Genomic DNA, 26,336 nt, shown 5'->3' on the forward strand with positions numbered 1-26,336 from the left:
CGCCGCGACCCGGTCCGCGGACAGGGCCTGGTCGAAGACCTGGACGTTCTTGATGCCGCCGGTGAAGAAGCCGACCGGCCGGTCAGCAGGCGCCCAGGTCCTGCCAGACCCCCGAGCCGCCGGTGGAGGGAGCCTCGCCCTGCGTCCACCACTTGGCCTTCCAGGTACGGCCGTTGTACGAGACGGTGTCACCGCCCACGTAGACGGTGCCCGCGCTGTACGCCGCGGCGGTACAACTCCCCTGGCTGGGCGGCGTGGTGGTCGGGGGAGCGGTGGGCGGCGTGGCCCCGGCGAACTTCACCGAGTACTTGGTGAAGTCGTACGCGCCCTGCGGCACGCTGCTGCACGTGCCGGACGTCTTGCCGTTGTTGTCCGGCGGGGTGCACTGCCGGTCCCGGTTGACGGACCAGTTGGTGAACCGCGCCATGTGGTGGGAGGTCGCGAAGTCCAGCACCGTCTGGAAGTCCGCCTGGGTGAAGTTCTCGCCGGTGTCGCTGCGCCCGTTCATCTGCGAGATGCCCTCGTGGGCGTACGCGGTGGCCTCGTCCCAGCCGAACGTGGACCGCAGGACGGCGTTGAAGTTGGTGAGCGCCGCGGTCTGTGAAGCGGCGCCGTTGAAGCCGCCGTCGAAGGGCATGATGGAGAAGTTGTCCGGGGTGAAGGTCTGGGACTTGGCTTCGTTGAGCATCTGCTTGCCGAACCAGCCGGTGCCGTCGGCGGTCCCGGCGGTGGTGACGGAGAGGTAGAGGCCGGGGTTCTTCTGCTGGAGGATCTTGGCGGCCCCGATCTCGTTGTGGATGGCGGCGGAGTCCTCGTACTCCGGCTCCTCCAGATCGAAGTCCAATGCCTTGAGGCCGTACTTGTCGATGACCTGCTGGTAGGCGGCGGCGGTCGCCTCGGGGGTGCCGCAGCTCTGCCCGAGCTTGGTTCCGTTGTATCCGCCGACGGAGGCGGAGACATCGCCGCCCTTCGCACGGATCGCGGAGATCACACCGGCGACCGCGGTGTCCGAGCCGACGGGGCTGTTCCCGTCCCATGTCGGGGAGCAGCCGCCGCCGTTCGGCGCCAGGATGAAGGCGAGCTGGAACGCCTTGAGGCCGGTGGCGTCCATCACCGCGCCGGCGTCCGGCGGGTCGTTGTCGAGCGGCATGAAATAGGGCGCCGCCGCATACCAGTTGCTGCCCAGGGCTTCAGGGGCCCGGGGCGCGGTGCTGCCGTGGCCGGCGGCAAGAGCCGTACCGGCCGCCACGAGCGCGACGCAGGCCGCGGAGACGGCGGCGGCGAGAGTTCCGACATTACGAGGTGGCACATGTCCTCCCACGATCCGAGGGGGTGGTCCAGACCAATGGCCCACAGAGTGACCCCTGGCCACGGGTGCGTCAACACTTTGGACTGGACCAGTGTCGAACCGAACTCGCCGTCCCCGTCCCCGTGTTGGCGCGGACCGGCCCGGTCACCCGTGGACCAGTGCCCGGGCGCGGGCGTACCCCTCCCGGATGCGGAGCCCGGCCGAGGCGTCGGCCGGGGCGGCGATTTCCCTGGTCGCGGCGAGTGGCCAGTGCGGCGGCCGGGGGGTGCCGGCCAGCGCCCAGGCCGCCTGCCGGGCCGCGCCCAGGGCGACGTACTCCTCGGGTTCGGGCACGGTGACCGGCGTCCCGAAGATCTCGGCGGCGATCTCGCCGACCACGGGAGCCTTGGCGGCCCCGCCGATGATGAAGACGCGCCGGGCGCTGACGTCTTGGGCGCGCAGCCGGTCGAGCGCGTCGGCCATGTTGCACAGCATGCCTTCGACGGCCGCGCGGGCGAAGTTCTGCGGGTGCATGTTCGCCGTGCGCAGCCCCGTCAGACTGCCCGCGGCGTCGGGGAGGTTGGGGGTGCGCTCGCCGCCCAGGTAGGGGAGCAGGACCAGCCCGCCGGCCCCGGGCTCGGCCGCGCGGGCGAGCGGACCGAGGCCGTCGAGCGTGCTGCCGAGCATCCGGGCGGTGGAGCTGAGCACCCGGGCGGCGTTGAGGGTGCACACCAGCGGCAGGAAGCGGCCGGTGGCGTCGGCGAAGCCCGCGACGGCGCCGGTGGGGTCGCCCACCGGATGCTCGGACAGCGCGAAGGCGGTGCCGCTGGTCCCGAGGGAGATCACCACATCGCCCGGCCGGATGCCGAGCCCCAGCGCGGCGCCCATGTTGTCGCCGGTCCCCGCTGCCACCAGTGCCCCGTGCGGGGTGCGGCCGGCCGCCTCGTACGGGCCGAGCACGCGGGGCAGTTCGGGGGTGCGGCCGTCGAAGGCGAGGGCGAGCAGGTCCCGGCGGTAGGCGCCCTCGGCCGGTGACCAGTAGCCCGTGCCGGAGGCGTCGCCCCGGTCGGTGACCGGTTCGGCGGACGTGCCGGGGCCGCCGCACAGCTGCCAGGTCAGCCAGTCGTGCGGCAGCAGCACCCGGTCCGTGCGGTCCGCGGCCCGCGGTTCGTGCTCGGCCAGCCAGCGCAGTTTGGCGACGGTGATGGCGGCGACCGGCACGGTGCCGACCGCCTCGGCCCACTTCTCCGGCCCGCCGAGATCCTCGACCAGGTCGGCCGCGGCCTGCGCGGACCGGGTGTCGTGCCACAGCAGCGCATCGCGTACCGGCCGCCCGGCCGAGTCCAGGGCCACCAGGCCGTGCTGCTGCCCCGCGACGGCGACGGCGTCCACCTCCTCCAGGAGGCCGTCGCCCGCTTCGCGGAGCGCCTGCCACCAGACCTCGGGGGCGATCTCGGTGCCGTCGGGGTGGGCGGCGCGGCCCCGGTGCAGGACTTCCCCGGTGTCGGCGTCGCAGACGACGATCTTGCAGGACTGGGTAGAGGAGTCCACCCCGGCAACTGTGGGCATGACGATGTCGCTTCCGTGCAACGAGACGAATCAACGGGAGGAATCCACCGGGAATCCGTGGGGGGAATCAGCGGGCGGAATGGGCGGAGTGGGCGGACTGATCGGCGGAGGGGCGGCAACGGTCCGCCGGGGAAGGGGAGTTCAGAGCTGCGGGCGGATTTGGATCTTGCGGCCGGAGCCGTCGCGGAAGGTCTGGAGGGCGGTGCCGAAGTCGTCCAGCCCGAAGCTGTGGGTGATCATCGTGTCGGCGTCGACGACCCCCTTCGCCATCAGGTCCACGGCGCGGCCGAAGCTGTGCAGGACGGCCATCGACCCGACGATGGTGATCTCGTTGTGGTAGACGTCGAACGGCGAGAAGGACGCCTTGGCGGCGGACGGCGCGACGCCGAACTGCTGGAAGGCGCCCCCGCGGCGCACCCGGCCCAGGCCGTCCTCGATGACGGGGATGACGCCGGTGCAGTCGATCACCGTCTCCCAGCCCTGCGGCCGGTCCAGGTCCGCCGCGCTCACCGCGGTGGCGTCCGCGCCGAGGCGTTCGGCGACCGCCAGCCGGTCCTTGTTGAGATCGACGACCGAGAGCGAGGCCGCGCCGGCGGTCCGGGCGAGCTGAAGCATCATCAGGCCCATGGTGCCCGCGCCGTAGATGAGGTAGTGGTCGCCGAGGCGGCGCGGCAACACGTCGAAGCCGCGGACCGCGCACGACAGCGGCTCGATCAGCGCGCCCTGGACGACGTCGACGCTCGAAGGCAGCCGGTAGCAGTTGGCGGCCGGCACGGCGACGTACTCCGCCATCGCGCCGTTCACGGTGTCGCCGATCGCGCCCCAGTTCTCGCACAGGTTGCCGCGCCCGATCGCGCAGTAGTGACACGCGCCGCAGAACAGCGAGGGGTCGACGGCGACCCGCTCCCCGGTGCGCAGTCCGCTCACCCCGGACCCCAGGGCGACGATCTCGCCGGTGAACTCATGGCCGGGAATGATCGGATACGGCGTGGGGGCGAACTCCCCCTGGACGATGTGCACATCGGTGCCGCAGATGCCCACCGCGGCGGGTGCGACGACGACCTCGCCGGGGCCCGGGGCAGGGTCGTCGACCGTGGTGACCTCGTAGTGCCCGGGGGTGTGGATGACGACAGCGCGCATGGCGGGGAGCCTTTCTCGGGGGGGAGTCCCGGCCGGGGCCGGTGGTTCAGCTGAGCGGGTCTACGGTGCGGATCTCGACGCCGAGGCCCCGGACGGCCCGGAGTTCGCTCTCCGGGGTGCCGGCGTCGGTGACCAGCAGGTCGTAGCCGCTGACGTCGCCGTAGGGATAGGTGGCGGTGCGGCCGAACTTGCTGTGGTCGACGGCCAGTACGGCGCGGTCGGCGGCCTGGAGGTACGCCTGCTTGGTCTCCGCGTACTCGCGCACCGGGTGGAACAGCCGCCCCTCGCGGACCGAGGTGGCGGTGACGAAGGCGACGGTGGCGCGGATGTCCTGCAACTGGTGTCGGGACTGCGGTCCGGCGCAGGACTCGAAGTCCTCGTAGTAGCGGTCGCCCAGCAGCGTCACCTCGGCCGGTGATGCCGCCAGCAGGTAGGTGATGCGCAGCGAGTTGGTGATCACGCGGATTCCGTCGACGGTGGCGAGCCGGCGGGCGAGCGGGAAGAGCGTGGAGCCGCAGTCGATCAGCACCGTGTCCCCCGGGGAGACCTCTTCGGCGAGCGCGTCCGCGATGGCGGACTTGATCTCGACACGGGCGTTCTCCCGGAAGCGGAGCGCGCTCTCCATGGCGACGTTGGAGAACGCCGTGGCCACCCCGCGCCCCTTGCGCAGCAACTGCCGGTCGTGGAGGTTGTCCAGGTCCCGGTGCATGGTCATCACGCTGACGTGCATCCGCGACGCCAGCTCGGCGATACGGATCTCGCCCTCCTGCGCGACATGGCGCAGCACCGCCTGACGGCGCTCCTCCACCTCGGCCTCGGAGCCGCGACTCGCTCTCATCGTGGGACACCCCCGTTCGTCATCCGGCGATCTTCGCCGTGGCCCCACCCTAGAACATCACACACTTTATGTGAAGCTCTTGAAATTCTCTGTGAGCTTGTTCAGTCTGTTGGCCAGCTACGGGCGAACGCCCGGCTCATCAGGAGGTCCCACCGTGCTGCCCACGTTCCCGGAGCGCGTAGCGCCGCTGCCCCGCCCCGCCGTCCTCGGAATCCCCCGGGCCCTTATATGGGGTTATGTCGGCGTCCTGCTCTTCATGATCGGCGACGGTGTGGAGACCAGCTATCTGCCCACGTACTTCAAGACCGACCTCGGCTTCGCGGAGGCGAGCGTCGGCATCATCTTCACCGTGTACGGCGTCACCGCCGCGGTGGGCGCCTTCCTGGCCGGCGGGCTCTGCGACCTGTGGGGGCCGCGCCGGGTGATGATGGCCGGCGCCGTCTGCTGGGCGGTCTGCCACGCCCTCATGCTCGCGGTCGCCGTCCCCGCCCACTCCTACTGGCTGATCCTCTTCACCTACGGCCTGCGCGGCTTCGGCTATCCGCTGTTCGCCTACGGGTTCATGGTCTGGATCATGGCGGGCGCCCCGGAGCGGCAGCTCGGCAAGGCGCTCGGCTGGTTCTGGTTCTGCTTCACCATGGGCTACCCGGTCATCGGCTCCGTCCTGGTCTCGCTCCTCAAGCCCTCCATCGGCTTCTACCGCACGCTGTGGGTGTCGCTGGCGATGATCACCGCGGGCGCCCTGGTCGTCCTGCTCCTGCTGCGCGAACGTACCGGATTCCAGGGCCTGTCCAGGGAGCCGGAGCGGGTCAGCCTGCCGCGGACCTTCATGGGCTGCCTCACCGTGATGTTCGCCCGGCCCCGCGTCGGCATGGGTGCGCTGGTCCGGCTCATCAACACCACGTCACAGTTCGGCGTATGGGTCTTCCTGCCGCTCTTCCTCGTCGACCGAATCGGCTTCAGCGCCCAGGAGTGGGCCTCCCTGCTGATCGTGATGATGGTCAGCAACCTCGCCTGCGTCGTACTCTTCGGCGCGCTCGGCGACCGGTGGAGCCGGCGCGGGACCGTCGCCTGGCTCGGCGGGGTGGTCTCGGCGCTCGCCTGCCTGGCGCTGTACTACGTCCCCGAAATCGCGGGCCACAACTACCCGTTGGTCGCGATCGCCGTCGGCGCGCTGGGCGTCGGCATGGCCGGCTACGTCCCGTTGCCCCCGCTCATGACCGCGCAGGCACCGGAACGCAAGGGCCAGATCATGTCCGCGTACACCCTGGGCGCCGGCGCCAGCATGGCCCTCGGCCCGCTGATCGGCACGGTCTTCCTCGGCGTGCTCGGCATCGGGGGAGTGCTGGGGATCTACGCCGCGCTGCACCTGCTCAGCACCGTCCTGGTCCTCCGCATGAAGGCGCCAGCGCCGCACCCGGAATCCGGCACCCCTACTTTCACGGCGCACGTGGCGCCCGAGATGTCCGCGGGCAGCGTGCGTTAGCGCGTCCGGTGCCGGTGCCCGGAATGTCCCGGGCGCCCGGGAAGATGCCTCACCGGTACGTCGACGGCACCAGCCGTTCGCCGACTCACCAGCCGGGCCGGATCGGCCCCCGCGGTGCGATCCGGGCGAGGTCCGCGACCAACTCGGCGAAGCGCGCCTCGCCCAGCTCCGCGCGCCAGGGGGCGACGGCGGCGCGCGCCGCCCGATCGGCGGCCCGCGTCGCGGCCCGGCCGGTCTCGGTCAGCTCCAGCAGCCGGGCGCGGGCGTCGTGCGGGTGCGGACGGCGCACCACGTATCCCTTGCCGGCCAGTTCGCCGACCAGTTGCGCGGCGGCCTGCTTGGTCACCCCCAGGTGCTCGGCCAGATCGGCCGTGGTGGTGTCGCCGGCGGCGATCCGCGCGAAGGCGAAGCCGTGCACGGGGCGGAGGCCCTCGAACCCCTGCCGGGACACCTGTGTGTGGATCTCCTGCACCAGCTGTCCGGAGAGGGCGAGCACGAGTGCGGAGAGGGCGAGGGCGTCATCCATCCCTTGACTATAACTGGTCAAGCCGCTTGTCTAAATGGACAAGTAGCTTGTCCATCTGGACGGGTGCCCGCTTTCTTTCCATGGAGACAGTTATGCCCTTTATCAGCAGTGATGAGGCCGTGGTTCACGAGATCCACGGCGCCCGCTTCACCTCGTACATCCGGCCGGCCACCGGCAGCCGGGATCTGGCCGCCTGGCGTGCCGAGATACCCGCCGGAACGATGGCTCCCCGACACGTGATCAGCCAGGAGGAAGCGTTCTACGTCCTGTCCGGCCGGCTGCGGCTCACCATCGACGGCGAGACGGCCGAACTGGGCGCCGGCGACGCGGCGGTGGCTCCCGCGGGCTCCGCGCTGTCGGTGAGCAACCCCGCCGACGGGCCCGCGACGATGTGGGTCACCACCCGCGTCGGCCTCGGCGCCGAACTGGACGACGGCAGCACCCTCACGCCTCCGTGGGCCAACTGACCCGGGGAGCGGCAGGCGGTCGCCGCGCCGGGTTCCCGGCGCGGCGGCAGAGGATCTGAACGTTCGCTGAACAATCAGCGGCCATGGCATCCCGGCGGGCGATCCGGTCATCTGGCACACAGAACGGTGAGTTCCACCAGGGAGGCTTCGTCCATGGCCAGCACCACCTCGACAGCGATCGCGTCCGCAGCGCGCACCGGCGGCGGGCTGCTCGCCCGCACCGGGACACGGCCCCAGGGCACACAGGACCGGCCGGGGTACACCAGGTTCGCGCTCCCGGTGATCCTCGTGGTGGCGGCGGTGCTGTTCACGTGGGACATCCAGCACAGCGCGTATCACGCGTTCTACGCGGAGACCGCGCGCAGCATGACCGAGAGCTGGAAGGCTTTCCTGTTCGGCGCGTTCGACCCGGGAAGTTCGATCACGATCGACAAGCTGCCCGGCTTCCTGTGGCCCCAGGCGCTGTCCGCGCGGATCTTCGGATTCCACCCGTGGGCGCTGACCCTGCCGCAGGTCGTCGAGGGCCTGCTGAGCGTCGTTCTCCTGCACCGCGCGGTGCGCCGCTGGGCGGGGGAGAACGCGGCGCTGCTCGCGGCGGGGGCCTTCGCGCTCACCCCGGCGATAGCCGGGCTGTTCCGTACGGCGGTCGAGGACCCGGCGTTCACCCTGCTGGTGATCCTGGCCGCCGACGCGACGCTGCGCGCGGCACGCGAGGCCCGGGTGCGCCCGCTGCTGGCGGCCGGGGTGTGGGTCGGCCTGAGCTTCCAGGCCAAGATGCTGGAGGCATGGGCGGTGCTCCCGGCACTCGGCCTGCTGTACCTGATATCCGCCCCGACGGCGCTGCGCCGCCGGCTGGCGCACCTGGTGGTGGCCGGCGCGATGTGCCTGGCCGTGTCGGCATCGTGGGTGCTGCTGGTGACCGCGACCCCGGCCAAGGACCGCCCGTACATCGACGGTACGACCAACAACTCGGCGGTCAGCCAGGTCGTCGGCTACAACTTCCTCAACCGCTTCTCCAGCATCCACATCGACGCCAGGAAGACCGGAAGCGTGGCCGTGTCCACCATGGCCGGCACCGCTCCGGCGACCCCCTCCGGCCACAGCCGGCCCACCGCCGCGCTGTGGGTCAAGATGTTCGGCCCGTCGCTGGCCTCGCAGGTCGGCTGGCTGTACCCGGCGGCGGCGCTGGCCGCGGTGTGCGGCCTGGTGTGGCGGCGCGGTAGGCCGCGTACCGACCCGCTGCGGGCCGGATTCGTGCTGTGGGGGGTGTGGCTGGCGACGTACTTCCTGGTGTTCAGCGCCGGCTCGATCGGCGGCCACACGTACTACATGGGTGTGGTGGCGGTGCCGCTGGCGGCGCTGTTCGGCGCCGGCATGGTGCAGTTCTGGCGTGCCTGGCGCCGCGGGGGCCGGGCACGCGCCTGGGCGCTGCCGGCGGCGGTGGCGGGCACGGTGGCCTGGTCGTCGTTCGTCTCAGTGCAGTTCCCCTCGTTCCTGCCGTGGCTGACGCCGGCCGCGATCACGCTGGGGGTGGGCGCGCTGGCCCTGCTGGCACTGTCCCGCAAGGGCGCCGGCGGCGCGCGCCGGCGGATGGCGCTGCTGGGCCTCGGCGCGGCCCTCGCCGCCATGCTGCTGCCGTCCGCCGCCTGGGCGTCGACGGTCCTGAACCCGACGTACGGCCACTCCGGCATGGGCTCGACCGGTCCGGTGGCCGTCAGACGCCACACCGCGCCGCAGCGGACCGCACCGCATCACCCGCCGGCGCACGGCGCCCCCGATGCCGGGAAGGCCGCCAAGCCCTCCGACGGCGCCTCGCTCGACGACAGGCAGCGCCGGCTCCTGGCGTACACCCGGGCGCACCAGGACGGCGCCGACTACGTTTTCGCGACCACGAGTTGGCGGACCGCCTCCGCGTACATCCTCGCCGCGGGCGCCAAGGTGCTCCCCATGGGCGGCTTCACCGGCACCGTGCCCACCCCCACCGAGGCCGCGTTCCGCCAGCTCGTCGCCACGGGCCGGCTGCGGTACGTCCTGCTGGGCGGCCCGGCGACCACCCAGGGCCGCGCCATCGCCCCCTGGGTAAGGGCCCATTGCCCGCGCGTGCCCGACCGGACGGCGCAGCTCTACCGCTGCTCGCCGTCGTCCGCCGGTCGATGAAGCGGGACGGATCCTTCCGTATGCGGCGGCCGAAGGCACTTCGTGGCCGAACCGACCGGCACGTGGCCCCAGGTGCCCCACGCGTACAACCGGGACCTGGTCTTCGGCCGCGGACTCCGGCGGTTCCGGGTGCCGGTCGACCGGCACCTCGACATGACCCCGAAGCGGACCTGGTCCGCCGTCGCGCCCGGCGCCGCGCTGCTGCGCCGGCCGCGGCGCGCGGAGCCGCTCTCCCGGCTCGCCGCCCCCGTCCTGGAAGGTCTGGACGGAACCCGAGGTGTTCCTTCCCCGGCGCCGGAACGCCCTGGACCCGGGAAGACCGCCCGGGATACCTGCCGTTCGGCCACGCCGACGAGCGCTGCTGGGGCCGCCATAGGGTCATGCCCTTGTCCGGGCGCCGCCCCGACCTCGTACGCCGGGACGGCCTGACGGTGAGCGCGGGCCAGACCGTCGGCAAGGTCGCACTCGACGGGCTGATGGAGGTGGCCGAGGTACGCGTGACGCGCCGCTGACCGGGCCCGAGCCCCCGGCGGAACCATGCGGGAGGCCCACCGGACGCTCTCCAGGCGCGTCCCGTGGGCCGGTCTCGTTGCCCGCGCGGCCGGTCAGCCGGCCGCGACGACGTTGGTGGCGTCGATCGCGGGGCGCAGGGCGCGGGCCAGCCGGACGGCGTCGCCGACGGCCCAGAAGTGGACGAAGAACAGCCGGGGTTCGTCCGTCAGGCCGTGGTTGTGCAGCTCGACGAGGTCGGCGCCGGCCCGCCGCAGGGCGCCCAGCACCTTCTGGACCTCCTCGGCGATCATCGCGCAGTCGCCGCTGATCGCGGCCCGGCCGTCGCCCAGCGGCTGGAAGTTGAGCGCGCTGGTCGATCCCAGTCCCGGCGGCAGCACCAGGTCGCCGTCGGTGATGCGCTCGCGGCGGACGAAGATGCACTTGTAGATCCCGGCGTCGACGGAGCCCTTCGCCCCCAGCCCCTCGTCGACGCCGTCGGTGTCCATGTCGACGGGTCTCTCCCTGCCGGGCGGCAGCGGGAGCGGGGTCCCGGTGCGGTCGAACGCCGCACGCAGTCCGCGGGCGAGGGGCACCGGGTCGTGGCCGTGCCCGTGGATGTGCAACCACCAGATGCCGGGCCGCTGGGCGAGGAGGTGCTTGTGGATCGCGGTCACCCCGAGGCGGTGCCGGTGCAGGGTGTCGCAGAACCGCTGCAACTCGTGCTCGGTGACCACCACGTCGCCCATCACCAGCGTGCCGCCGTCGGCGTAGCGGACGAAGGACACATGCGACCCCAGGGCGAGCGGCGGTTTGACCTGGACGCCATGGGAGACCACGCGGAGGTCCCGGCGGGGGAGCCCGGTGTGGTACATCAGGTTGCGCTTCATGTCGCCCAGGCCGCCCAGGTGTGCGGCCACGCTTCCCCAGTCCGACAGGTGGGTGCGCACCGGCTCGATAAGCCGGCGGCTGCTCGCCCCGGCCGGCGCGGTGGCCACGGCCCGGGCGTGGGCGGTGGCCGGTGCCGCCGCGGCCAGTGCCGGGGCCAATGCCGCCGCGGCCAGTACGTGCCGCCGCGGGGTCCCCGCTTGCGGGCGGAAGTCCTGCTGCCTGTCTCCAGCAAACACCTGAGCACCTCCATGACATGACGAGATGACAGCGTGACGCAGCAGCAGGGCGAACCGACGGCGACGTGACGTCAACTAGGCGCCAAGTGGGCTAAAACGGTCATCGTGAAGGGGGAGTCGACCGGGCGCCGGGAGCCCGTGCGGGCGAGTCGCACGGCCTCGGCACCCGGTCCCCGTACACCCCGCCGGCGCGCCCTCCCCAGGCGGCGACCGCCTTGACGAGGGACGCGAACGCGGGGTCGGGCAGGATCCTGGTGCGGCGCAGGCCGGCCCGTGCGAAGAGGGCGTCCAGCTCGCCCGGCCCGCGCTCCTTGCCCGCCGCGACCGTCGTCACCGCCACGTCCCATGCCGTCCCCGGGGGCCGGGCGTTGCCCGGCGCGCGTACGGAGTCGACGACCAGGACCGTCCCGCCTGGAGCCGGGCCGCGCCGGCGGGCGCGAAGGCCGGTTCGCCGGTCCGTACGGTGCCGTCGAGCGCCGACGCGGAGCGCACGAAGATCTCGTGGGTGAGCGTCAGCACCGCGGCACGCAGTGAGCCGGTCGCGCTGGTGTGCAGGAATTGCACGGCGGGCGTCGGATGGAAGGCGCCGTTCGGGTCCTCGCGGAAGACCTCTCGGGAGGCGAGACGACTTCGCCTCGGCCTTCCGTCCCAGGGCCTGTCCAGTGGCTGATGGCCGGGCGCGCCTCGGACGCCGGTCCACCGGACAGGCCCCGGGACGGGCGACACCCGCGGGATGTTCAGGCGCTGTGGCCGAGGTGGACGAGGGGGCGGGACCAACTGCGCAGCGCCGCCTTGTCCTTGAAGTTGCCGATGCTGGTGTCCATCGGGGTGTCGGTGTATTGGTGGAACAGCCACGGGTGCTGGATGTCGGGGTGACCGGGCTTGTCGTTGTACTGGGCGATCCACAGCCCGTCGCCGGCGAAGGACGTGGTGTCGCGGTGCACCCAGAAGTCCTGGTTGCAGTAGAGGAGCGTCTTGTGTCCGGGGGCGGACTTCTGTACCTGCTTGAGCCAGCTGTCCTTCCACGCACTGGAGACGCCCGGGTCCTCCCAGTCGAGAATGATGATGTCCCCATCGGCCAGGTCGATTTGGGAGAGGAAGTAGTCGACCTGCGCCGTCACCTGTCCTGGCCGGGCGACGTGGTAGAACCCGGTCACCAGGCCGGCATTGCGCGCGGTCCTTCGCTGACCGGCCCACTTGGGGTTCGTATGGCTGGTCCCCTCGGTGATTTTGATGAACACGAAATCGCTGCCGGATGTCTTGTATCCCTCCGGCTGGGACGACGATACGTCGATTCCTTTGATGGTCATGGCCGTCTTCTCGATCACTTCGGGCCGCGCCTCCGGCCGGGGATTTCGCGGTCGGCGCCGTGGTGCGACGAGCCGGGGAGCCACCGGAACCGGCCGCGGCACCATCGGACGGTGTGCTCCGCGCCGGAAACCTCCCATCGTGCCCAGAGGTCGACTCCATTCTCCCGCCGTGTCGCGGCCACTGCACCTGGATCACCGCGCCGGGCGTGGATCTCCTTTGTGACAACGGGCGTTGGTTGTTCGGTCAACCGCTTTCCCAGGGGAAGATTCAGAGGGGAAGATCTCTCGTGCACCGGCTCGGCGGTGCCGCGGCGGTGCACACCGCGGCACGTAAGGCCGTGGCAAAAGCCGTAGCGCCGGATCAGAAGGTGATCGTCCACCCTTCGCGTCGGCCCTGTTCCCCGGTGTAGGCCACGCCGTGGATGTTGATCCCGGTGGGGTCGAGCAGGGTGATCGTGCCGCCGCGGTCGGCGAGTTGGAAGCCGTTACCGCCCGGGACGGCGACGGTGGCTCCGGGTGCCACCTGCTGTGCGGGCAGCGGGAGCCGGTGGCCCTGCTGGTCGGCCAGTTGCCAGCCCGCCAGGTCGACGGGGGCGGGAGAGGCGTTGAGCAGGGTGACGGACTCGGCTTCCGGTGCCGGGCCGGCGGGGTTGACGAGGGCCGCCACGATGCGCAGCGGTGCCGCGCCGGTGCCGGACACCGGGGCGGTGGTCGGAATGGCGTGGCCGGTGATGTCGTCGGTGTGCCAGGACTGGGACTGGAAGGCCAGGAAAAGGGCGACCCAGCGTGATTCGGCGGGCAGGTGGATCAGCATTCCGCCGTCCTGCCAGACCCCGTCGTCGGCGCGGAACCGCCCGCTGTTGCCCTGGTTCATGTGCATGTCGTGCACGCCGTTGCCCGGCAGGAAGTGAAAGACCTTGTCGGGGACGGACGGTTCGGGGCCGAAGCGCTGCCCGAAGGCGTAGACCTCCATGGTGGGATCCGCGATGGCGCGTTGTACGTAGTGGTCCAGCAGGTCGGCGAGGTCGTTGTTCGCGCCGGGGAGGTCCGCCGGCAGTACCCGCATCGCGGACGGGACGAACATGTTGCCGCGGATGTAGTCGAGGCTGTCGCCGCCCGACCGGGACGGCAGCGCCGTCCATCCGCTGCCGGCGGCCGGAAGGAGCTGGGTCAGCGGATGGCGGAAGTCGTCATCGGCCAGGTACAGCAGCTCCGGCGGGGACTGCTGGGACAGGACGTTCACCGCCGCGCGGTAGTCGGTGCCGGCGTTGTCGGTGAGGTGGATCTGGTAGTGCGGGGTTCCGGTGCTTCCCTCGCGGCGCCGCTCGACGGCGCGGCCCGCCAGTACACCGTAGAAGGCGATGGGCATGGTGAGGCCTCCGAGCCGGGACGGCCCCCGTGCCGGGGGCTATGCGTGCTGCAACTGCTGGTGGAACGCCTGCCGGGCCAGCTCGTCGTCGGCGGGGAGGACGGCGTCCCGCCATGCGTCGGCGCGTGCTTCGGCGTGCGCGGGCACGGCGGCACGGCCTGCCGGGCCTGGGGTGACGAGATGCGTCGCGTACGGCGAAGAGGGGTGGGCGGCCAGTACTTGCACCCGGCCGTCGCCGGAGCCGCGGGGGGCGACCGGAACCACCGCGACCGGCAAGCCCTTCGCGTCCGTCACGAACAGCTGGAAGTCGTCGTAGCGGAAGTGGTCGATATCCACGATCGGCTTCGGGTAGTGGTGGTATCCCGCCGCCGTGGGCAGCACCCCGGTGTGCGCACCGGCGGGCAGCGGCACCGAGGCGTTGAATATCGAATCCGTCCACTCGGCCACCTGGTCGGCGGTCTGTATCGGGGTGTTGAGCAGCCGCTCGCCGTCGTTGTAACCGAAGCTCACGTAGCCGGGCAGGGTGTCCGGGAAGGCCGCGATCACGCGGAGTGCGTATTGCCGGATGCCGTCCACCTTCGCCGGATCCGCGCAGAACTGTGCCGACCACTCGATGCCGAGCGGCAGAATCAGGCATATCCAGCCCTTGGCGTCCTTGAGCCATAGGCCGGCCCCGTGATGGTCCTGATACGGACCGGGTGCGAACGGCCAGTCGTCCATCGTCCCGACAAGTTCATTCATCAACTTGCGGCTTGCCACATACTGCGGGCTGTCGGTGCGCGGGGGGTGGTCCGCCACGGAGATGGTCCATGGCTGGTCTTCGTGTTCGGTGTGTGTCGATGCCGCGGTGTTCATGGTGATCTCCACGGGGGGCTGGGGAAGGCCGTGACGCGTGACAGAGCGTGCTGCGCAAGCTGGACTCGCAAGCTTGATGCGCAAGCTTGATGCGCAAGGGAGGGAGGTGAGTTGTGGAGTGCCGTATTTCATGCGGCACGCGTGAAATTTCCCTGTAGGGGCGATTTTACCCCTGCCGCCGGAGTGTCGGAAGGGATGCCTGCCTGGGTCAACTACCCGTTGGCGCACCGGTCGGTGGGGTGCTGCGCGGGTCGTGAGCCCCCGTTTTTCACGTACCGGGAGCGCCGGTGCGTAGGCCGTCCATGACGAGGTCGAGGAGGCGGCCGGCGCGCGACTGCCAGTCGCCGTGCGGGTCGAGCTGCCAGAGGCCGGAGATGGCGAGGATGAAATCGTCCGGGGTGACTCCCGGGCGGATCGTGCCGGCCTCCTCGTTCGCCGTCAGCAGGAGGGAGACGGCCGAGGTCAGCGGGCCGTGGGCGAGTCCGGCCAGCGTGCCGCGGGTGTCGGCGGCCTTGCGCAGGGCGGCGGCAAGACCGGCCTTGGCCATGGCGTATTGGGCGAGTCGGTCCATCCATTCCCGCAGGGCCCGGTCGGGCGGCCGGGTGGCGAGCAGGCGGGCGGCGGCGTCGCAGACCTGTTGGACCTCGTGGCGGTAGACCTCCAGGACGAGTGCCTCGCGGTCGGGGAAGTTGCGGTAGAAGGTCCCCTGCCCGACGCCGGCTTTCCTGGCGATCGCGCTCAGCGGGGCGTCGGCCGAGTGCGTCAGCTCCGCCAGTGCCACTTCCAGGATGCGTTCGCGGTTCCGCTGCGCGTCCGCGCGCAGGGGTGCGCCGTGGGGCCGCTGCACTCGTCCTCCTTCCCGGATCCATGGGCGGGCCGGTCCGGTCTTGATGGGCGGTCTTGATAACCGGACAAGTGTCCGGTAGGTTCCGAGGCTAGCGGACAGCTGTCCGTTTAAGGTCCACCATAGCGGCAGTCGGGGCGGTGGATACGGCCGGTCGGAGTGCCGGGCCACCGCGGCCCGGCGGCCACCACGCATCCGGCGGCCGGTGCCCGGACCGACGCCGCTGCGCACCGCACCACGCTCTCCCCTCCCGTATTCCGTACGGTCACCGGGACCGCCCCGTCCGGGGTGCGCGTCCCGGGTGGCAGGCACGTTCGACGTCTTGGTTGACCGCGGCAGGCATCAGGCCGGCGCCCGCCGCGCCCCGTATACGCGAAAGAAGGCTGATCATGGCCCTATCGACGGCCGGCGCCATCACCCTGAACATCAACGGCGAGAAGCACACGCTGCCCGTCGACCACCGCACCACCCTGCTCGACGCGCTGCGCGAGCGACTCGGCCTGACGGGCACGAAGAAGGGCTGCGACCAGGGGCAGTGCGGCGCCTGTACGGTGCTGATCGACGGCCGCCGGGCGGTCTCCTGCCTCCAGCTCGCGGTGGCCGCCGAAGGGCGCGAGATCACCACCATCGAGGGCGTGGCGGACGGCGAGCGGCTGCATCCGGTGCAGCAGGCGTTCCTCGACCTCGACGGCTACCAGTGCGGCTACTGCACACCGGGCCAGATCTGCTCGGCGATCGCGGTGATCGAGGAACACGCGGCGGGCTGGCCGAGCGCGGTCACCGCCGACGTACGGCCCGAGGCGGAGGCGCCGCCGCTGACCGCCGACGAGATCCGGGAGCGGATGAGCGGCAACCTGTGCCGGTGCGGTGCCTATGTGGCGATCGTGCAGGCGGTCGCGCGGGCCGCGGCCGACACCGAGCGGGCAGTGGGTGCGGGGCGGGCGGCGGGCGCGGAGGAGGCGGCATGAGGGAGTTCGGCTATCAGCGGGCGTTCGACGTCCCGGGCGCGGTCGCGCTGCTCGGCGCCGAGCCCGAGGCGCGCTACCTGGGCGGCGGCACCAATCTCGTCGACCTGATGAAGACCGGGGTCGAGCGGCCCGCGCTGCTCATCGACGTACGGGAGCTGCCGCTCGACCGGATCGAGGCCACGGACGCCGGCGGTCTGCGGATCGGCGCGACCGTCACCAACAGCGATCTCGCGGCCCACCCCGAAGTGCGGCGCCGCTACCCGGCGTTGGCGCAGGCAGTGCTGGCCGGCGCCTCGGGCCAGCTGCGCAACATGGCCACGGTCGGCGGCAATCTGCTCCAGCGCACCCGCTGCGGCTACTTCACCGACGTGGCCAAGCCGTGCAACAAGCGGGTCCCGGGGAGCGGTTGCCCCGCCATCGAAGGCGAGCACCGCAACCACGCGATCCTCGGGGCCTCCGCGCACTGTGTGGCAGTCCACCCCTCCGACATGGCGGTGGCGCTCGCCGCCTTCGACGCCGTGGTCACCTACGAAACGGCGGACGGACCGGGCGAGTTGCCGCTCGCGGAGTTCTACCGCCCGGTGGGGGACACCCCGCATCTGGAGACCGTGCTGCCGGCCGGTGCGCTGATCACCGGCATCGTCCTGCCGCCGGCTCCGGTCGCCGCGGTGTCCCGCTACCGCAAGGTCCGTGAGCGCGCCTCGTACGCGTTCGCCATCGGGTCGATCGCCGCCGCCCTCGACGTCCGCGACGGCGTCGTGCAGGAGGTCCGGCTCGCCTTCGGGGCGGTCGCGTCCCGGCCGTGGCGGGCCAGGGAGGCCGAGCGGCTGCTGACCGGGGGACCGGTGGGCGCCGAGGCGTTCGCGGCTGCCGCGGACGCCGAACTGGCAGCCGCCCGGGCGCTGCCCGACAACGGATACAAGGTGACACTGATGCGCAACCTCGTCGTCGCCGTACTGTCCGAGCTGTCCGAACTGCCCGGCGCGCCCGGGGAGTCCGGGACCACCGACCTGAGCGGGGAGGCCGCCCGATGACGACCACGACGACCGGACGGCTCGCGGTGGTGGGGGCCGTCGGCACCGCGCACACCCGCGTCGAGGGCCGGGACAAGGTCACCGGCGCGGCCCGCTACGCCGGCGAGATCCCGTTCGCCGAACTCGCCCACGGCTGGCTGGTGCTGTCCACCATCGCCCGCGGCCGGATCCGCTCCGTGGAGACCGCGCCGGTGCTGGAGATGCCCGGCGTGCTCACCGTGCTCCACCACGGGAACGCCCCGCGCGTCGACGGGGACTACACCGGCCCCATGGGACCGCCCGACCCGGCGCTCCTGGTCTTCCAGCACGACCGGGTGCCGTACGCCGGCTGGCCGGTGGCGCTGGTCGTCGCCGAGACCTCCGAGCAGGCCAGGGAGGCCGCCGAGGCGCTGGTGGTCCAGTACGACGAGGAGCCGCACGACGTCGCGTTCTCTGCCGGGCGCCCGGGCACGTACACCCCGGCGGACACCCCGCGCGCTGCGGCGGAGCAGCGGAAGGGAGACCCGGTCGCCGGGTTCGCCGCGTCCGCGGTCGTGGTGGACGCGGAGTACACCACGCCGGAGGAGCACCACAACCCGCTGGAGCCGCACGCGGCGGCGGCGCAGTGGGACGACGGCCGACTCGACGTCGTCGACTCCAATCAGGGCAGCGCCTTCGTGGCCCAGGAGCTCGCGAAGCTGTTCTCCCTCGACCCGGGAGCAGTCCGGGTGCGCTCCGAAAACGTCGGCGGCGCCTTCGGGTCCAAGGGAACCCGTCCGCACCAGGTGCTCGCGGTGATGGCGGCGACCGTCCTGCACCGCCCGGTCCGCGTCGTGTTGACGCGCCGTCAGATGTTCTCGCTGGTCGGCTACCGCAGCCCGACCGTGCAGCGGGTCCGGCTCGGCGCCGACCCCGACGGGCGGCTGCGCGCGCTCGACCACGAGGCGCAGAACCTCACCTCGACCCAGCGGGAGTTCATCGAGCGGAGCGCGGACCCGGCGCGGGTGATGTACGACGCCGATGCGCACCACACCGTCAACCGCGTGGTGCCGCTCGACGTGCCGACCCCGACGTGGATGCGCGCCCCGGGCGAGGCACCGGGCTCGTTCGCGCTGGAGTGCGCGCTCGACGAACTCGCCGAGAAGTGCGGGGTGGACCCGATCGCCCTGCGCGTGCGGAACGAGCCCGCGGCGGGACCCGTCTCCGGGCTGCCGTTCAGCAGCCGCAATCTGCTCGCCTGCTACGAGGAGGGCGCCCGCCGGTTCGGTTGGGCCGGCCGGGACCCGCGTCCGGGCATCCGCCGCGAGGGGCGCTGGCTGCTCGGCACCGGTATGGCCGCGGCCTCGTTCCCCTCAGGGGCCGCCCCGTCCACGGCGTCCGTGACGGCGGAGCCGGACGGCACCTTCACCGTGCGTATCACCGCCGCGGACATCGGGACCGGGGCGCGGACCGCGCTGACCCTGATCGCCGCGGACGAGCTGGAGGTGGCACCGGACCGCATCAGCATGAGGATCGCGGACAGCGACTTCGGGCCGGCGATGATCGCCGGAGGCTCGATGGGCACCCGCTCCTGGGCCTGGGCGGTCACCGCCGCGGCCCGCGACCTGCGCGGCCAACTGGCCCTCGGCGGCAGCATTCCGCCGCACGGGATCACCGCGCGGTCGGACACCGCGGAGCTCATCGGCGCGCTGCCGGCCCGGGAACGGCACGCCTTCGGCGCCCAGTTCGCCGAGGTGGCCGTGGACGTGACCAGCGGTGAGGTGCGGGTACGGCGGATGCTCGGCATCTTCGCCGCCGGCCGGATCGTCAACCCGCTGACCGCGCGCAGCCAGCTCGTCGGCGGCATGATCTGGGGGCTCTCCATGGCCCTGCACGAGGAGGCGGTCCGCGACGAGGTCTCGGGCGGCCTTGTCGGCGCGGACCTCGCCTCGTACCACTTCGCGGCGAACGCCGACGTACCGGTCGTCGAGGCGGACTGGGTGGACGACCCGGACGACGAGGACCCGGTCGGCATCAAGGGGATCGGCGAGATCGGCATCGTGGGCGCCGCGGCGGCGGTCGCCAACGCCGTCTGGCACGCGACCGGCACCCGCCACCGGCATCTGCCGATCCGCCCGGACCGCGTGCTGCTCGCGGGCCCCGGCTCGCACCGGCAGAGCTCCTGAAGGGACCTGGCCCACGGGCCGTTACAGTAACCACCCGTGTCCCCGATGTCCTCCTTGTCGCCTCTGAGTTCGGCGACTTCCGCCCCGTCCGCCGCCGGTGCCGTGGCGCCCCCGCACACCAGGGGGCGCCGCCGCGCCGTCCGCCGGGCCGCCGTCGCGCTCGCCCTGCTCCCGCTGCCGCTCGCCGGCTGCTCCACGGGAGCCCCCGGGGCCGGGCACCATGACCCGTCGGCTTCCGCATCCGCCACCGCCCGGGGCGGCGTCCGGCAGCCGGCGGCCCATGCCGTCTTCGACTACCAGCTCGGCGGGGCGTACCCGCCGGGTGCGCACGTGCGGGTGGTCTCCCGGGACCGCACCCAGGCCCCGGCCCCCGGGCGGTACAACATCTGCTACGTCAACGCCTTCCAGGCGCAGCCCGGCGCCGAGGCCGAGGGCTGGTGGCGGCGGCACCATCCCGATCTCCTCCTCCACGACCGGGACGGCGGCCTCGTCATCGACGAGGACTGGCAGGAGCCGCTGCTCGATGTCTCCACGGCCGGCAGGCGCAACGCCCTCCTCGGCGTGGTGGGTTCCTGGATCGACGGCTGCGCCAGGGACGGCTTCGACGCCGTCGAGCCGGACAACCTCGACTCCTACGAACGCTCCGAGGGCCTGCTCACCAAGGAGGACGCGACGGCCTTCGCCACCCTGCTGACGCGCCGCGCCCACCGGAACGGGCTGGCCGTCGCCCAGAAGAACACCACCGACCTGCTGCCCCGACACCGCGGGATCGGCTTCGACTTCGCGGTCACCGAGGAGTGCGCCCGGTACGGGGAGTGCCCCGCATACGCGACGGCATACGACAACCGGGTCTTCGACATCGAATACGACGACAAGGACTTCACCACCGCGTGCCGCAAGTGGGGCGGCACCCTGTCCGTCATCCGGCGCGACCACGACGTCACGACGCCGGGCACGGAGGGGTATGTGTACCGCACCTGCTGAACGCCTCGGTACGGCGGCAGGTGCGGCCGGCGGCCGGCAGACGGAGTTGACGTCCCGGGGTGCGCTCCGGTTTTCTGCTGCGATGCCTGACCTGCACTTCACGCAGCCGGACGGCGACGCCGAGTTCGCGGACTGGCAGCTCGTCCACAACACGATCATTCCGACCCATGTGCTGTCCCTGGACGACGTACGGGAACGCGCCCGGAGGAACCACCTGGAGGTGGCCTACCTCGGGGACGTCCTCGTGGGGTGCAGCACCGTGCGCCCGCCGTCGGACGATGCGTCGACCGCCACGGTGATCGCCCGGGTGCTCGCCGACCACCGCGGCCAGGGGTTCGGCGAGGAACTCTATACGCGCGGTCTGCGGCGGGCCCGCGAGCTCGGTGCCGAGGCGATCGAGACCGTTGTGCTGTCCTCCAACGAGGACGGTCTGCGCTTCGCCCTGAAGCACGGGTTCACCGAGGCGGAGCGCTATCTGCTGCCCGGCGACACCATCCCCTGGATCGACCTGCGGCTCTCCTGAACGCGAGGTGCCGGTGGTGTGCCGCCCGGGGCCGTTTGCGGTCGTCGCGGGTCGCCGGCTGTCCGGGCAACGCCCTTACGGAGTGGGTTGCGGGCTGGGCGTTGCCCGTCTGACGGACCGGCACGCCCAGGGCCCGTGGTCATCAACGGCCATGGCCCTCATGCTCGTTCACTGCGCCGGGGGAACCGCCCATCATCCGCAGCATCGCCGGCCCGCCGGTGCGGAGAAAGCGCATCAGAAGGGCGGCGGCCAGAAGGAGGAAGGCGACGTTGAGCCAGCTGGTGTAGTTCCAGGAGACGCCCTCCATGGGGACCGTGGCGTGGGCCTGGTCGGGGACGAGGCCGAGGGCACGGAAGGCGAACTCCACGACGTAGCCGGCGATGACCACGGCGGCGTAGAAGGTGCCGAGGAGGAAGAGGGCCGTCCGTCCGCCGTAGTACTTCCGGTAGATGTGGAGGATGGGCAGGATCAGCAGGTCGGCGAAGATGAACGCGACGACGCCGCCGAAGCTGATACCGCCCTTCCACAGGACGACCGCGAGCGGCACATTGCCGATGGAGCAGACGAACGAGGCGATGGCGACCAGCGGGCCGATGAGCGGCCCCCACACCGCGGACGCCAGCGGGTGGCCCGCGAAGAAGAAGGACCGCCAGAAGGAGTCCGGCACCCAGGCGGCGATCGCGCCGGCGATGAGCAGGCCGACCACCAGGTCGCGCAGGATCGCCGCCCACTCCATGACGAAGACGTGCGCGGTGGCGGTGAACCCCTCGCGGGAGAACAGCCGCCGGGCGAACGTGCCGTGGCGCCGTACGGACATGTCCATCGCGGCATGGCCCTCCATCGAGCCGGCCAGTCCGCGGTCGGCCTGCGCGCGCGCCTCGCGCAGCAGTCCCGCGGGCAGCAGCAGCCGGAACAGCACCGCCAGCGCGACGATCATGACGGTGCCGCCGATGAATTCCGCCGCGGTGAACTGCCAGCCCATGAGCAGGGCCAGGATGACGCCGAGTTCGACGACCAGGTTGGTGGACGCGATCTCGAAGGCCATCGCGGCGGTGAAGTTCGCTCCCTTGCGGAACAGCGAGCGGGCGAGCGCGACCGCGGCGTACGAGCAGGAGGACGAGGCGACGCCCAGTCCGGCGGCGATCGCGAGAGTGCGCGGGCGGTCGTCGCCGAGCAGCGCGACGACCGTGGACTTGCGCACGAGCGCCTGGACCACGGCGGACAGGACGAAGCCCAGGATCAGCGCCCAGGCGATCTCCCAGGCCATGGAACCGGCGATCGACAGGGCGTGCAGTACGGCATGCATGGGTGAAGCCTTACCTTCCGCACCTCGGACACCGCCCCCGGGACACGCCGGAGACGCCCTCTCCGCATGCCGCGCGGCCCGCATTCACGCCGCCGCCGCTCGTGAACCGGGGCCCGCGACCTGCTGGAGTGGCACGGTCCGGGGCAGCGGTCGTAGCGTGTCGGCAGAAAGGCAACGACCGCCCCGCGGGGGAATGCTCGGACCGTAACGAACACCGCACCCTGCGTCGCAGCCGGTGGCCACCCATGCGAAGCGGCTGAGGAGCGGATATGCGAGCTCACAGAACGACGGCAGCACTCATGGTCTGTGCCGGGGCGGCACTTGCGGCGGCCACGGCGGCGCCCGCGTCCGCCGCCACCGGGCCGCCCGCGCGGGCCCGTGTGGCGGTCATCGACTGCACCGGGAACGCCCAGGTCCGCCCCGGCCAGTTCATGCTCGCCTGCGGTGACGGCAACAACGTCCTCACCTCGCTGCGCTGGTCGCAGTGGCAGCCGCAGGCGGCGGTCGCCGAGGGAACGGACATGGTCAACGACTGCAAGCCGTACTGCGCGGCGGGCCGTTTCCACGGCTACCCCGTCCACGTACGGCTCCAGCACCCACAGCTCCGGTCTGGTCACCCTGGGCAGTGGCACTTCACACAGGCCACGCTGACCTACCACGGCAGCCGGCCCGCAGACACCGCCGCTGTCGTCACCTCCCGGCTCTGGGGCTGACGCGCGGCGCCTGCCTCCCTGTGCGCGGCTGCGCCAACCGGCGTGCCCCGTGGAGCAGTTCGCTGCCGGGGCCGGGCGCGCCCCGGCCACCGGCCCGCCGTCCGTCTCAGAGGGCGCGTCCGAACAGGTCGAGCAGTGCGTTCCAATGGCGCTCGTCCGCCTCGGCGTTGTAGGCCGCGGTGTCCTTCTGCGTGTAGCCGTGGTGGGCGCCGTCGTACAGCTCGCTGCGGTAGCGCACCCCCGCGGTGTCCAGCGCCTGTTCCAGGGTCTTGATGTGCTCGACCGGCATCGACGTGTCCTGGTCGGCGTGGCCGAAGTACAGCTCCGCCGTGATGCGGTCGGCGAGCAGGTGCGGGCTGTCTTCCGTATCGGTCACCAGCCGTCCGGTGTGGAAGGCGCCGACGGCGGCGATCCGGTCGGGAAAGGCCGCCGCGGTGCGGACGCCGAGCACGCCGCCCATGCAGTAACCGGTGGTGCCCACCGGGCCGTCGGCGACCAGTGGCGAGGCGGCCAGCCAGTCCAGATAGGCACCGGCGTCCCGCATCGCCAGCTCGGGCGTGAAGGTCTGGATGAGCGGCATGAGCTGCGCGAAGATCTCGGGCCGCTCGGAGGGGTCGATGTAATCGGGCAGTTCCACCACCGGGGCGCGCCCCGCGCGGTGGAGGACGTTGGGTACCAGCACCGTATAGCCGTGCCCGGCCAGCCGCCGGGCCATCTCCTGCAACGAGGGGCGCAGCCCGAAGGCGTCCATGTAGAGCAGGACTCCCGGGTGCGGTCCGCCGTCGTCCGGGTGGGCGAGATACGCGTCGGCGGTGCCGTCCGGTACGGGGATGTCGAGGGACACACCGTTCACAGTTGCCATGTCCGTACCTTTCATCAGGCTTCCCGGCAGGACGCGAGAGGTGCGCCACCGGATCGCCGGCTGCGATGGCCGGCGGATGCCCACACGGTAACCCGCCCGGTGCACAACGCCCGACGGGGGAGTGGCCCGGTGGCCGATTCCGGCCGCACCCCAGGTGAGCGCCCCGTGCCGGACCCCTCGGGGGAGAACGCCCCGTCAACTGGCCTGGCAGGGGAGCCCTTTGGGTATCCGCGGCACCGCGCCTTACTCCTGCGGTTCGCGCGCCGCCGCCACGATCCGTTCCAGGGCCGCGGCGTGCCGCTGGAATGCCCACCGGCCGTGCGGAGTGAGTCGGACGTGGGTGTGCCGTCCCGTTCGGTTGCGGGTCTTGCGTACCTCGACGTATCCGGCCTCTGCCAACGCGGCGACCTGTTTGGACAGGGCCGAGTCGCTGGTTTCCACGCTGTCCCGTACGAAGCCGAACTCCACCCAGTCGGCCGGAGCCAGCAGCGCGACGATCGAGAGCCGGGCCGGTACGTGCAGGAACTCGTCGAAGTTGGGGTCCATCAGCCGTGGCCGTCCCGGCGGGTGATGGCCTTGATGGTCGGGCGGGTCGCATACCCGGCCACCACGGTTGCCACGGCCGCGACGGCCCCGGCGACCATGCTGGGCTCCGGGAGCCCCAGCAGCCGGGCGCCGATCACCGCCGCCACGAGGATCACGGTGACAACGCCCCCCACCCAAAGGGAGAGCGCCCACTCGGCGCTGGACGGCTTCCGGCGGACCGGGGCCCGCCGCTGGTGCACGAACAGCATGCCCGTCATCAGGCCGCCCCCCGCCAGGAGGGTGAGGGTGCGCCAGGGGTTCGGCAGATCGAAGGCCGCACTGAAGCCGAAGACGGCCAGCGCGGTGACGAGCAGGTAGGGGAGCTTGGCGCCGTGGCGCACATACGCGTCACGGGTCTGCTCCTGGTGGTGGTGTATCGCGTCGAGCGCGGTCCGGGCGTCGTACGAGGTCATGGGTCCCCCTGGTGATGCGGGTCGGGTGAGGTGCTTGCTTGTAAGGAAAGTACCACCTTCTTTCCCCATGAGAAAGAAGGTGGTACCGAGGGGGCCTGACCGCAGGTGGAGCTCAGGCGGTCCGCTCGCCGGGGCCCAGCCGCTCGAAGGAGACCGGGAGTTGCTCCGGTCCGCGCAGGATGGCGTTCTCCCGGTACGGCGGCGGATCGGCGAGCAGGCGCGGCGACTCCAGCCGGCGGGCCAGGGCGGTGAGCGCGATCTGCGCCTCCGCGCGGGCGAGGGTGGCGCCGATGCAGTAGTGCAGGCCGCCGCCGAAACCGAGATGGGTGTTGTCGGGGCGGTCCGGGACGAACCGGTCGGGGTCCGGGAAGCGGCGCGGATCGCGATTGCCCGCGGCGAGCATCAGCCGGACCCGGGCGCCCCGGGGGATGGTGGTGCCCGCGATGTCGATGTCGGCCAGTGTGCTGCGCCCGGACATCTGCACCGGCGGGTCGTAGCGCAGCACTTCCTCCACGAGCGGGGTGGCGAGGTCGGGGTCGGTGCGCAGCCGGGCCAGCGCGTCGGGGTGGCGCAGCAGGGCGAGGGTGCCGTTGGCGATCAGGTTGACGGTGGTCTCGTGACCGGCGATCAGCAGCAGGCCGAGCGTGACCCGCAGGTCCACCGGCCCCATCCCGCCCGCCGGATCCGTGCCGAACATCAAGCCGGACAGCAGATCGTCACCCGGGGCGGCCCGGCGCCGCGCGATGAGCCCTTCGAGATACTGCACCAACTCCTCGCGGGCCTGCTGGAGTTCGCGCAGTTCGTCCTCGGTCTGGGTGTCGATAGGGTCCAGTCCGCGGGTGAGCCGGCGGGCGAGGCTGCCGAAGACGGCCTCGTCCTCGCGGGGTACGCCGAGCAGTTCGCAGATCACCGTGACCGGCAGGGGGTAGGCGAGGTCGGCCACCACGTCCCATTGCCCCGGCCGGTCGCTGCGGTGCGCGTCGAGCAGGCGGGCGACGAGGGTGTCGAGGTGGTCGCGCATGCCCATGATGCGCGGGATGAACTCCTGGGTGACCAGGCGGCGCAGTTGGTCGTGCCGGGGCGGGTCCAGGACGAGCAGACTCCGGGCGGCGGGCTTCGGCGCGTCGGGGTTGAGCCGGTCGGCGCTGATCCGCGGATCGTGCAGCAGCTGCGAGATCTCCCGGTGGCCGCTGACCAGCCAGGTCCCGTCGTCCATGCAGGTGACCGGCTGCCGGAGCATCCGCGTGTAGTACGGGTAGGGGTCGGCGCGGTTCTCGTACCGCAGGGCGTGGGCGAACAGGTCGGTGGCCGTGTCGGGCAGGGTCGTGGTCATGGGCGT

The 26,336-nt window shown here is 71.9% G+C and carries 27 protein-coding genes; 10 read left to right on the plus strand and 17 right to left on the minus strand.

Annotated elements, in window-relative coordinates:
• Positions 1-82 precede the first annotated feature (82 nt).
• The 4 genes from IEZ17_RS19595 to IEZ17_RS19610 form a co-directional block, all read right to left on the minus strand.
• Positions 83-1,309, minus strand: coding sequence for a chitinase (locus IEZ17_RS19595; RefSeq protein ID WP_189301857.1), 1,227 nt, complete (start codon positions 1,307-1,309; stop codon positions 83-85).
• A 144-nt stretch (positions 1,310-1,453) separates the two neighbouring features.
• Positions 1,454-2,857, minus strand: coding sequence for a xylulokinase (gene xylB, locus IEZ17_RS19600; protein ID WP_189301859.1), 1,404 nt, complete (start codon positions 2,855-2,857; stop codon positions 1,454-1,456).
• A 141-nt stretch (positions 2,858-2,998) separates the two neighbouring features.
• Positions 2,999-3,997, minus strand: a complete 999-nt coding sequence (locus tag IEZ17_RS19605; RefSeq protein WP_189301861.1) for a zinc-dependent alcohol dehydrogenase family protein — start codon at positions 3,995-3,997, stop codon at positions 2,999-3,001.
• 46 nt (positions 3,998-4,043) lie between these two features.
• The gene (locus IEZ17_RS19610; RefSeq protein WP_189301863.1) at positions 4,044-4,835 is read right to left on the minus strand and encodes a DeoR/GlpR family DNA-binding transcription regulator; all 792 of its coding nucleotides are present in this window, start codon (positions 4,833-4,835) and stop codon (positions 4,044-4,046) included.
• Between the two features lie 154 nt (positions 4,836-4,989).
• Between IEZ17_RS19610 and IEZ17_RS19615 the strand changes: the two genes are divergently transcribed.
• Positions 4,990-6,321 (plus strand): MFS transporter, encoded by a 1,332-nt coding sequence (locus tag IEZ17_RS19615; protein WP_189301865.1) that lies wholly within the window; start codon positions 4,990-4,992, stop codon positions 6,319-6,321.
• 85 nt (positions 6,322-6,406) lie between these two features.
• On the opposite strand, the gene IEZ17_RS19620 is transcribed toward IEZ17_RS19615, so the two are convergent.
• Entirely contained in the window at positions 6,407-6,847 is a 441-nt protein-coding gene (locus IEZ17_RS19620; protein ID WP_189301866.1) for a MarR family winged helix-turn-helix transcriptional regulator, read from the minus strand.
• Positions 6,848-6,939: 92 nt separating this feature from the next.
• Here IEZ17_RS19620 and IEZ17_RS19625 point away from each other — a divergent pair, with 92 nt between their 5' ends.
• The 3 genes from IEZ17_RS19625 to IEZ17_RS43890 all read left to right on the plus strand — a co-directional run bounded on the left by IEZ17_RS19625 (position 6,940) and on the right by IEZ17_RS43890 (position 9,983).
• Positions 6,940-7,314: a cupin domain-containing protein gene (locus IEZ17_RS19625; RefSeq protein ID WP_189301868.1), complete on the plus strand. Its 375-nt coding sequence runs from the start codon at positions 6,940-6,942 to the stop codon at positions 7,312-7,314.
• 153 nt (positions 7,315-7,467) lie between these two features.
• Positions 7,468-9,471, plus strand: coding sequence for an ArnT family glycosyltransferase (locus tag IEZ17_RS19630; protein ID WP_189301870.1), 2,004 nt, complete (start codon positions 7,468-7,470; stop codon positions 9,469-9,471).
• Positions 9,472-9,851: 380 nt separating this feature from the next.
• Entirely contained in the window at positions 9,852-9,983 is a 132-nt protein-coding gene (locus tag IEZ17_RS43890; protein WP_268249832.1) for a hypothetical protein, read from the plus strand.
• Positions 9,984-10,076: 93 nt separating this feature from the next.
• On the opposite strand, the gene IEZ17_RS19635 is transcribed toward IEZ17_RS43890, so the two are convergent.
• The 7 genes from IEZ17_RS19635 to IEZ17_RS19665 form a co-directional block, all read right to left on the minus strand.
• A complete protein-coding gene (locus tag IEZ17_RS19635; protein WP_229852403.1) occupies positions 10,077-11,087 on the minus strand; it encodes a DUF1259 domain-containing protein in 1,011 nt (336 codons plus the stop codon).
• A 100-nt stretch (positions 11,088-11,187) separates the two neighbouring features.
• Positions 11,188-11,427, minus strand: a complete 240-nt coding sequence (locus IEZ17_RS19640; RefSeq protein WP_189301872.1) for a hypothetical protein — start codon at positions 11,425-11,427, stop codon at positions 11,188-11,190.
• A complete protein-coding gene (locus IEZ17_RS19645) occupies positions 11,418-11,651 on the minus strand; it encodes a hypothetical protein (RefSeq protein WP_189301874.1) in 234 nt (77 codons plus the stop codon). The genes IEZ17_RS19640 and IEZ17_RS19645 overlap by 10 nt, the downstream gene beginning before the upstream one ends.
• A 173-nt stretch (positions 11,652-11,824) precedes the next feature.
• Positions 11,825-12,397 (minus strand): glycoside hydrolase family 25 protein, encoded by a 573-nt coding sequence (locus tag IEZ17_RS19650; protein ID WP_189301875.1) that lies wholly within the window; start codon positions 12,395-12,397, stop codon positions 11,825-11,827.
• 361 nt (positions 12,398-12,758) lie between these two features.
• Positions 12,759-13,766: a DUF2278 family protein gene (locus IEZ17_RS19655; protein WP_189301877.1), complete on the minus strand. Its 1,008-nt coding sequence runs from the start codon at positions 13,764-13,766 to the stop codon at positions 12,759-12,761.
• A gap of 39 nt (positions 13,767-13,805) precedes the next feature.
• Positions 13,806-14,621, minus strand: a complete 816-nt coding sequence (locus tag IEZ17_RS19660) for a DUF6424 family protein (RefSeq protein ID WP_189301879.1) — start codon at positions 14,619-14,621, stop codon at positions 13,806-13,808.
• 268 nt (positions 14,622-14,889) lie between these two features.
• Positions 14,890-15,468 carry a TetR/AcrR family transcriptional regulator gene (locus IEZ17_RS19665; protein ID WP_189301881.1) on the minus strand — a complete coding sequence of 193 codons (579 nt, stop codon included), beginning with the start codon at positions 15,466-15,468 and terminating at the stop codon, positions 14,890-14,892.
• A 386-nt stretch (positions 15,469-15,854) separates the two neighbouring features.
• Between IEZ17_RS19665 and IEZ17_RS19670 the strand changes: the two genes are divergently transcribed.
• From IEZ17_RS19670 to IEZ17_RS19690, 5 genes are all read left to right on the plus strand, one after another.
• Entirely contained in the window at positions 15,855-16,433 is a 579-nt protein-coding gene (locus IEZ17_RS19670) for a (2Fe-2S)-binding protein (protein ID WP_189301883.1), read from the plus strand.
• A complete protein-coding gene (locus IEZ17_RS19675; protein WP_189301885.1) occupies positions 16,430-17,467 on the plus strand; it encodes an FAD binding domain-containing protein in 1,038 nt (345 codons plus the stop codon). The genes IEZ17_RS19670 and IEZ17_RS19675 overlap by 4 nt, the downstream gene beginning before the upstream one ends.
• Positions 17,464-19,611 (plus strand): xanthine dehydrogenase family protein molybdopterin-binding subunit, encoded by a 2,148-nt coding sequence (locus IEZ17_RS19680; protein WP_189301887.1) that lies wholly within the window; start codon positions 17,464-17,466, stop codon positions 19,609-19,611. The genes IEZ17_RS19675 and IEZ17_RS19680 overlap by 4 nt, the downstream gene beginning before the upstream one ends.
• A 45-nt stretch (positions 19,612-19,656) precedes the next feature.
• On the plus strand, positions 19,657-20,595 hold the full coding sequence (locus tag IEZ17_RS19685) for an endo alpha-1,4 polygalactosaminidase (RefSeq protein WP_189301984.1): 939 nt from the start codon (positions 19,657-19,659) through the stop codon (positions 20,593-20,595).
• Between the two features lie 82 nt (positions 20,596-20,677).
• Positions 20,678-21,118, plus strand: a complete 441-nt coding sequence (locus IEZ17_RS19690; protein ID WP_189301889.1) for a GNAT family N-acetyltransferase — start codon at positions 20,678-20,680, stop codon at positions 21,116-21,118.
• A 142-nt stretch (positions 21,119-21,260) separates the two neighbouring features.
• Here IEZ17_RS19690 and IEZ17_RS19695 read toward each other — a convergent pair whose 3' ends face one another.
• Positions 21,261-22,424, minus strand: a complete 1,164-nt coding sequence (locus tag IEZ17_RS19695) for a permease (protein ID WP_189301891.1) — start codon at positions 22,422-22,424, stop codon at positions 21,261-21,263.
• A gap of 269 nt (positions 22,425-22,693) precedes the next feature.
• Between IEZ17_RS19695 and IEZ17_RS19700 the strand changes: the two genes are divergently transcribed.
• Positions 22,694-23,137, plus strand: a complete 444-nt coding sequence (locus tag IEZ17_RS19700) for a hypothetical protein (RefSeq protein ID WP_229852404.1) — start codon at positions 22,694-22,696, stop codon at positions 23,135-23,137.
• A 106-nt stretch (positions 23,138-23,243) separates the two neighbouring features.
• Here the strand turns inward: IEZ17_RS19700 and IEZ17_RS19705 are convergent, their stop codons facing one another.
• From IEZ17_RS19705 to IEZ17_RS19720, 4 genes are all read right to left on the minus strand, one after another.
• Entirely contained in the window at positions 23,244-23,999 is a 756-nt protein-coding gene (locus IEZ17_RS19705; protein WP_189301893.1) for a dienelactone hydrolase family protein, read from the minus strand.
• Between the two features lie 243 nt (positions 24,000-24,242).
• Positions 24,243-24,545, minus strand: a complete 303-nt coding sequence (locus tag IEZ17_RS19710; protein WP_189301895.1) for a winged helix-turn-helix domain-containing protein — start codon at positions 24,543-24,545, stop codon at positions 24,243-24,245.
• Entirely contained in the window at positions 24,545-24,997 is a 453-nt protein-coding gene (locus IEZ17_RS19715; protein ID WP_189301897.1) for a hypothetical protein, read from the minus strand. Before IEZ17_RS19715 ends, IEZ17_RS19710 begins: the two co-directional genes overlap by 1 nt.
• Before the next feature lie 112 nt (positions 24,998-25,109).
• On the minus strand, positions 25,110-26,330 hold the full coding sequence (locus IEZ17_RS19720; protein WP_189301899.1) for a cytochrome P450: 1,221 nt from the start codon (positions 26,328-26,330) through the stop codon (positions 25,110-25,112).
• Positions 26,331-26,336 lie beyond the last annotated feature (6 nt).

This window comes from Streptomyces albospinus (assembly GCF_014648695.1).
Lineage (GTDB): Bacteria > Actinomycetota > Actinomycetes > Streptomycetales > Streptomycetaceae > Streptomyces > Streptomyces albospinus.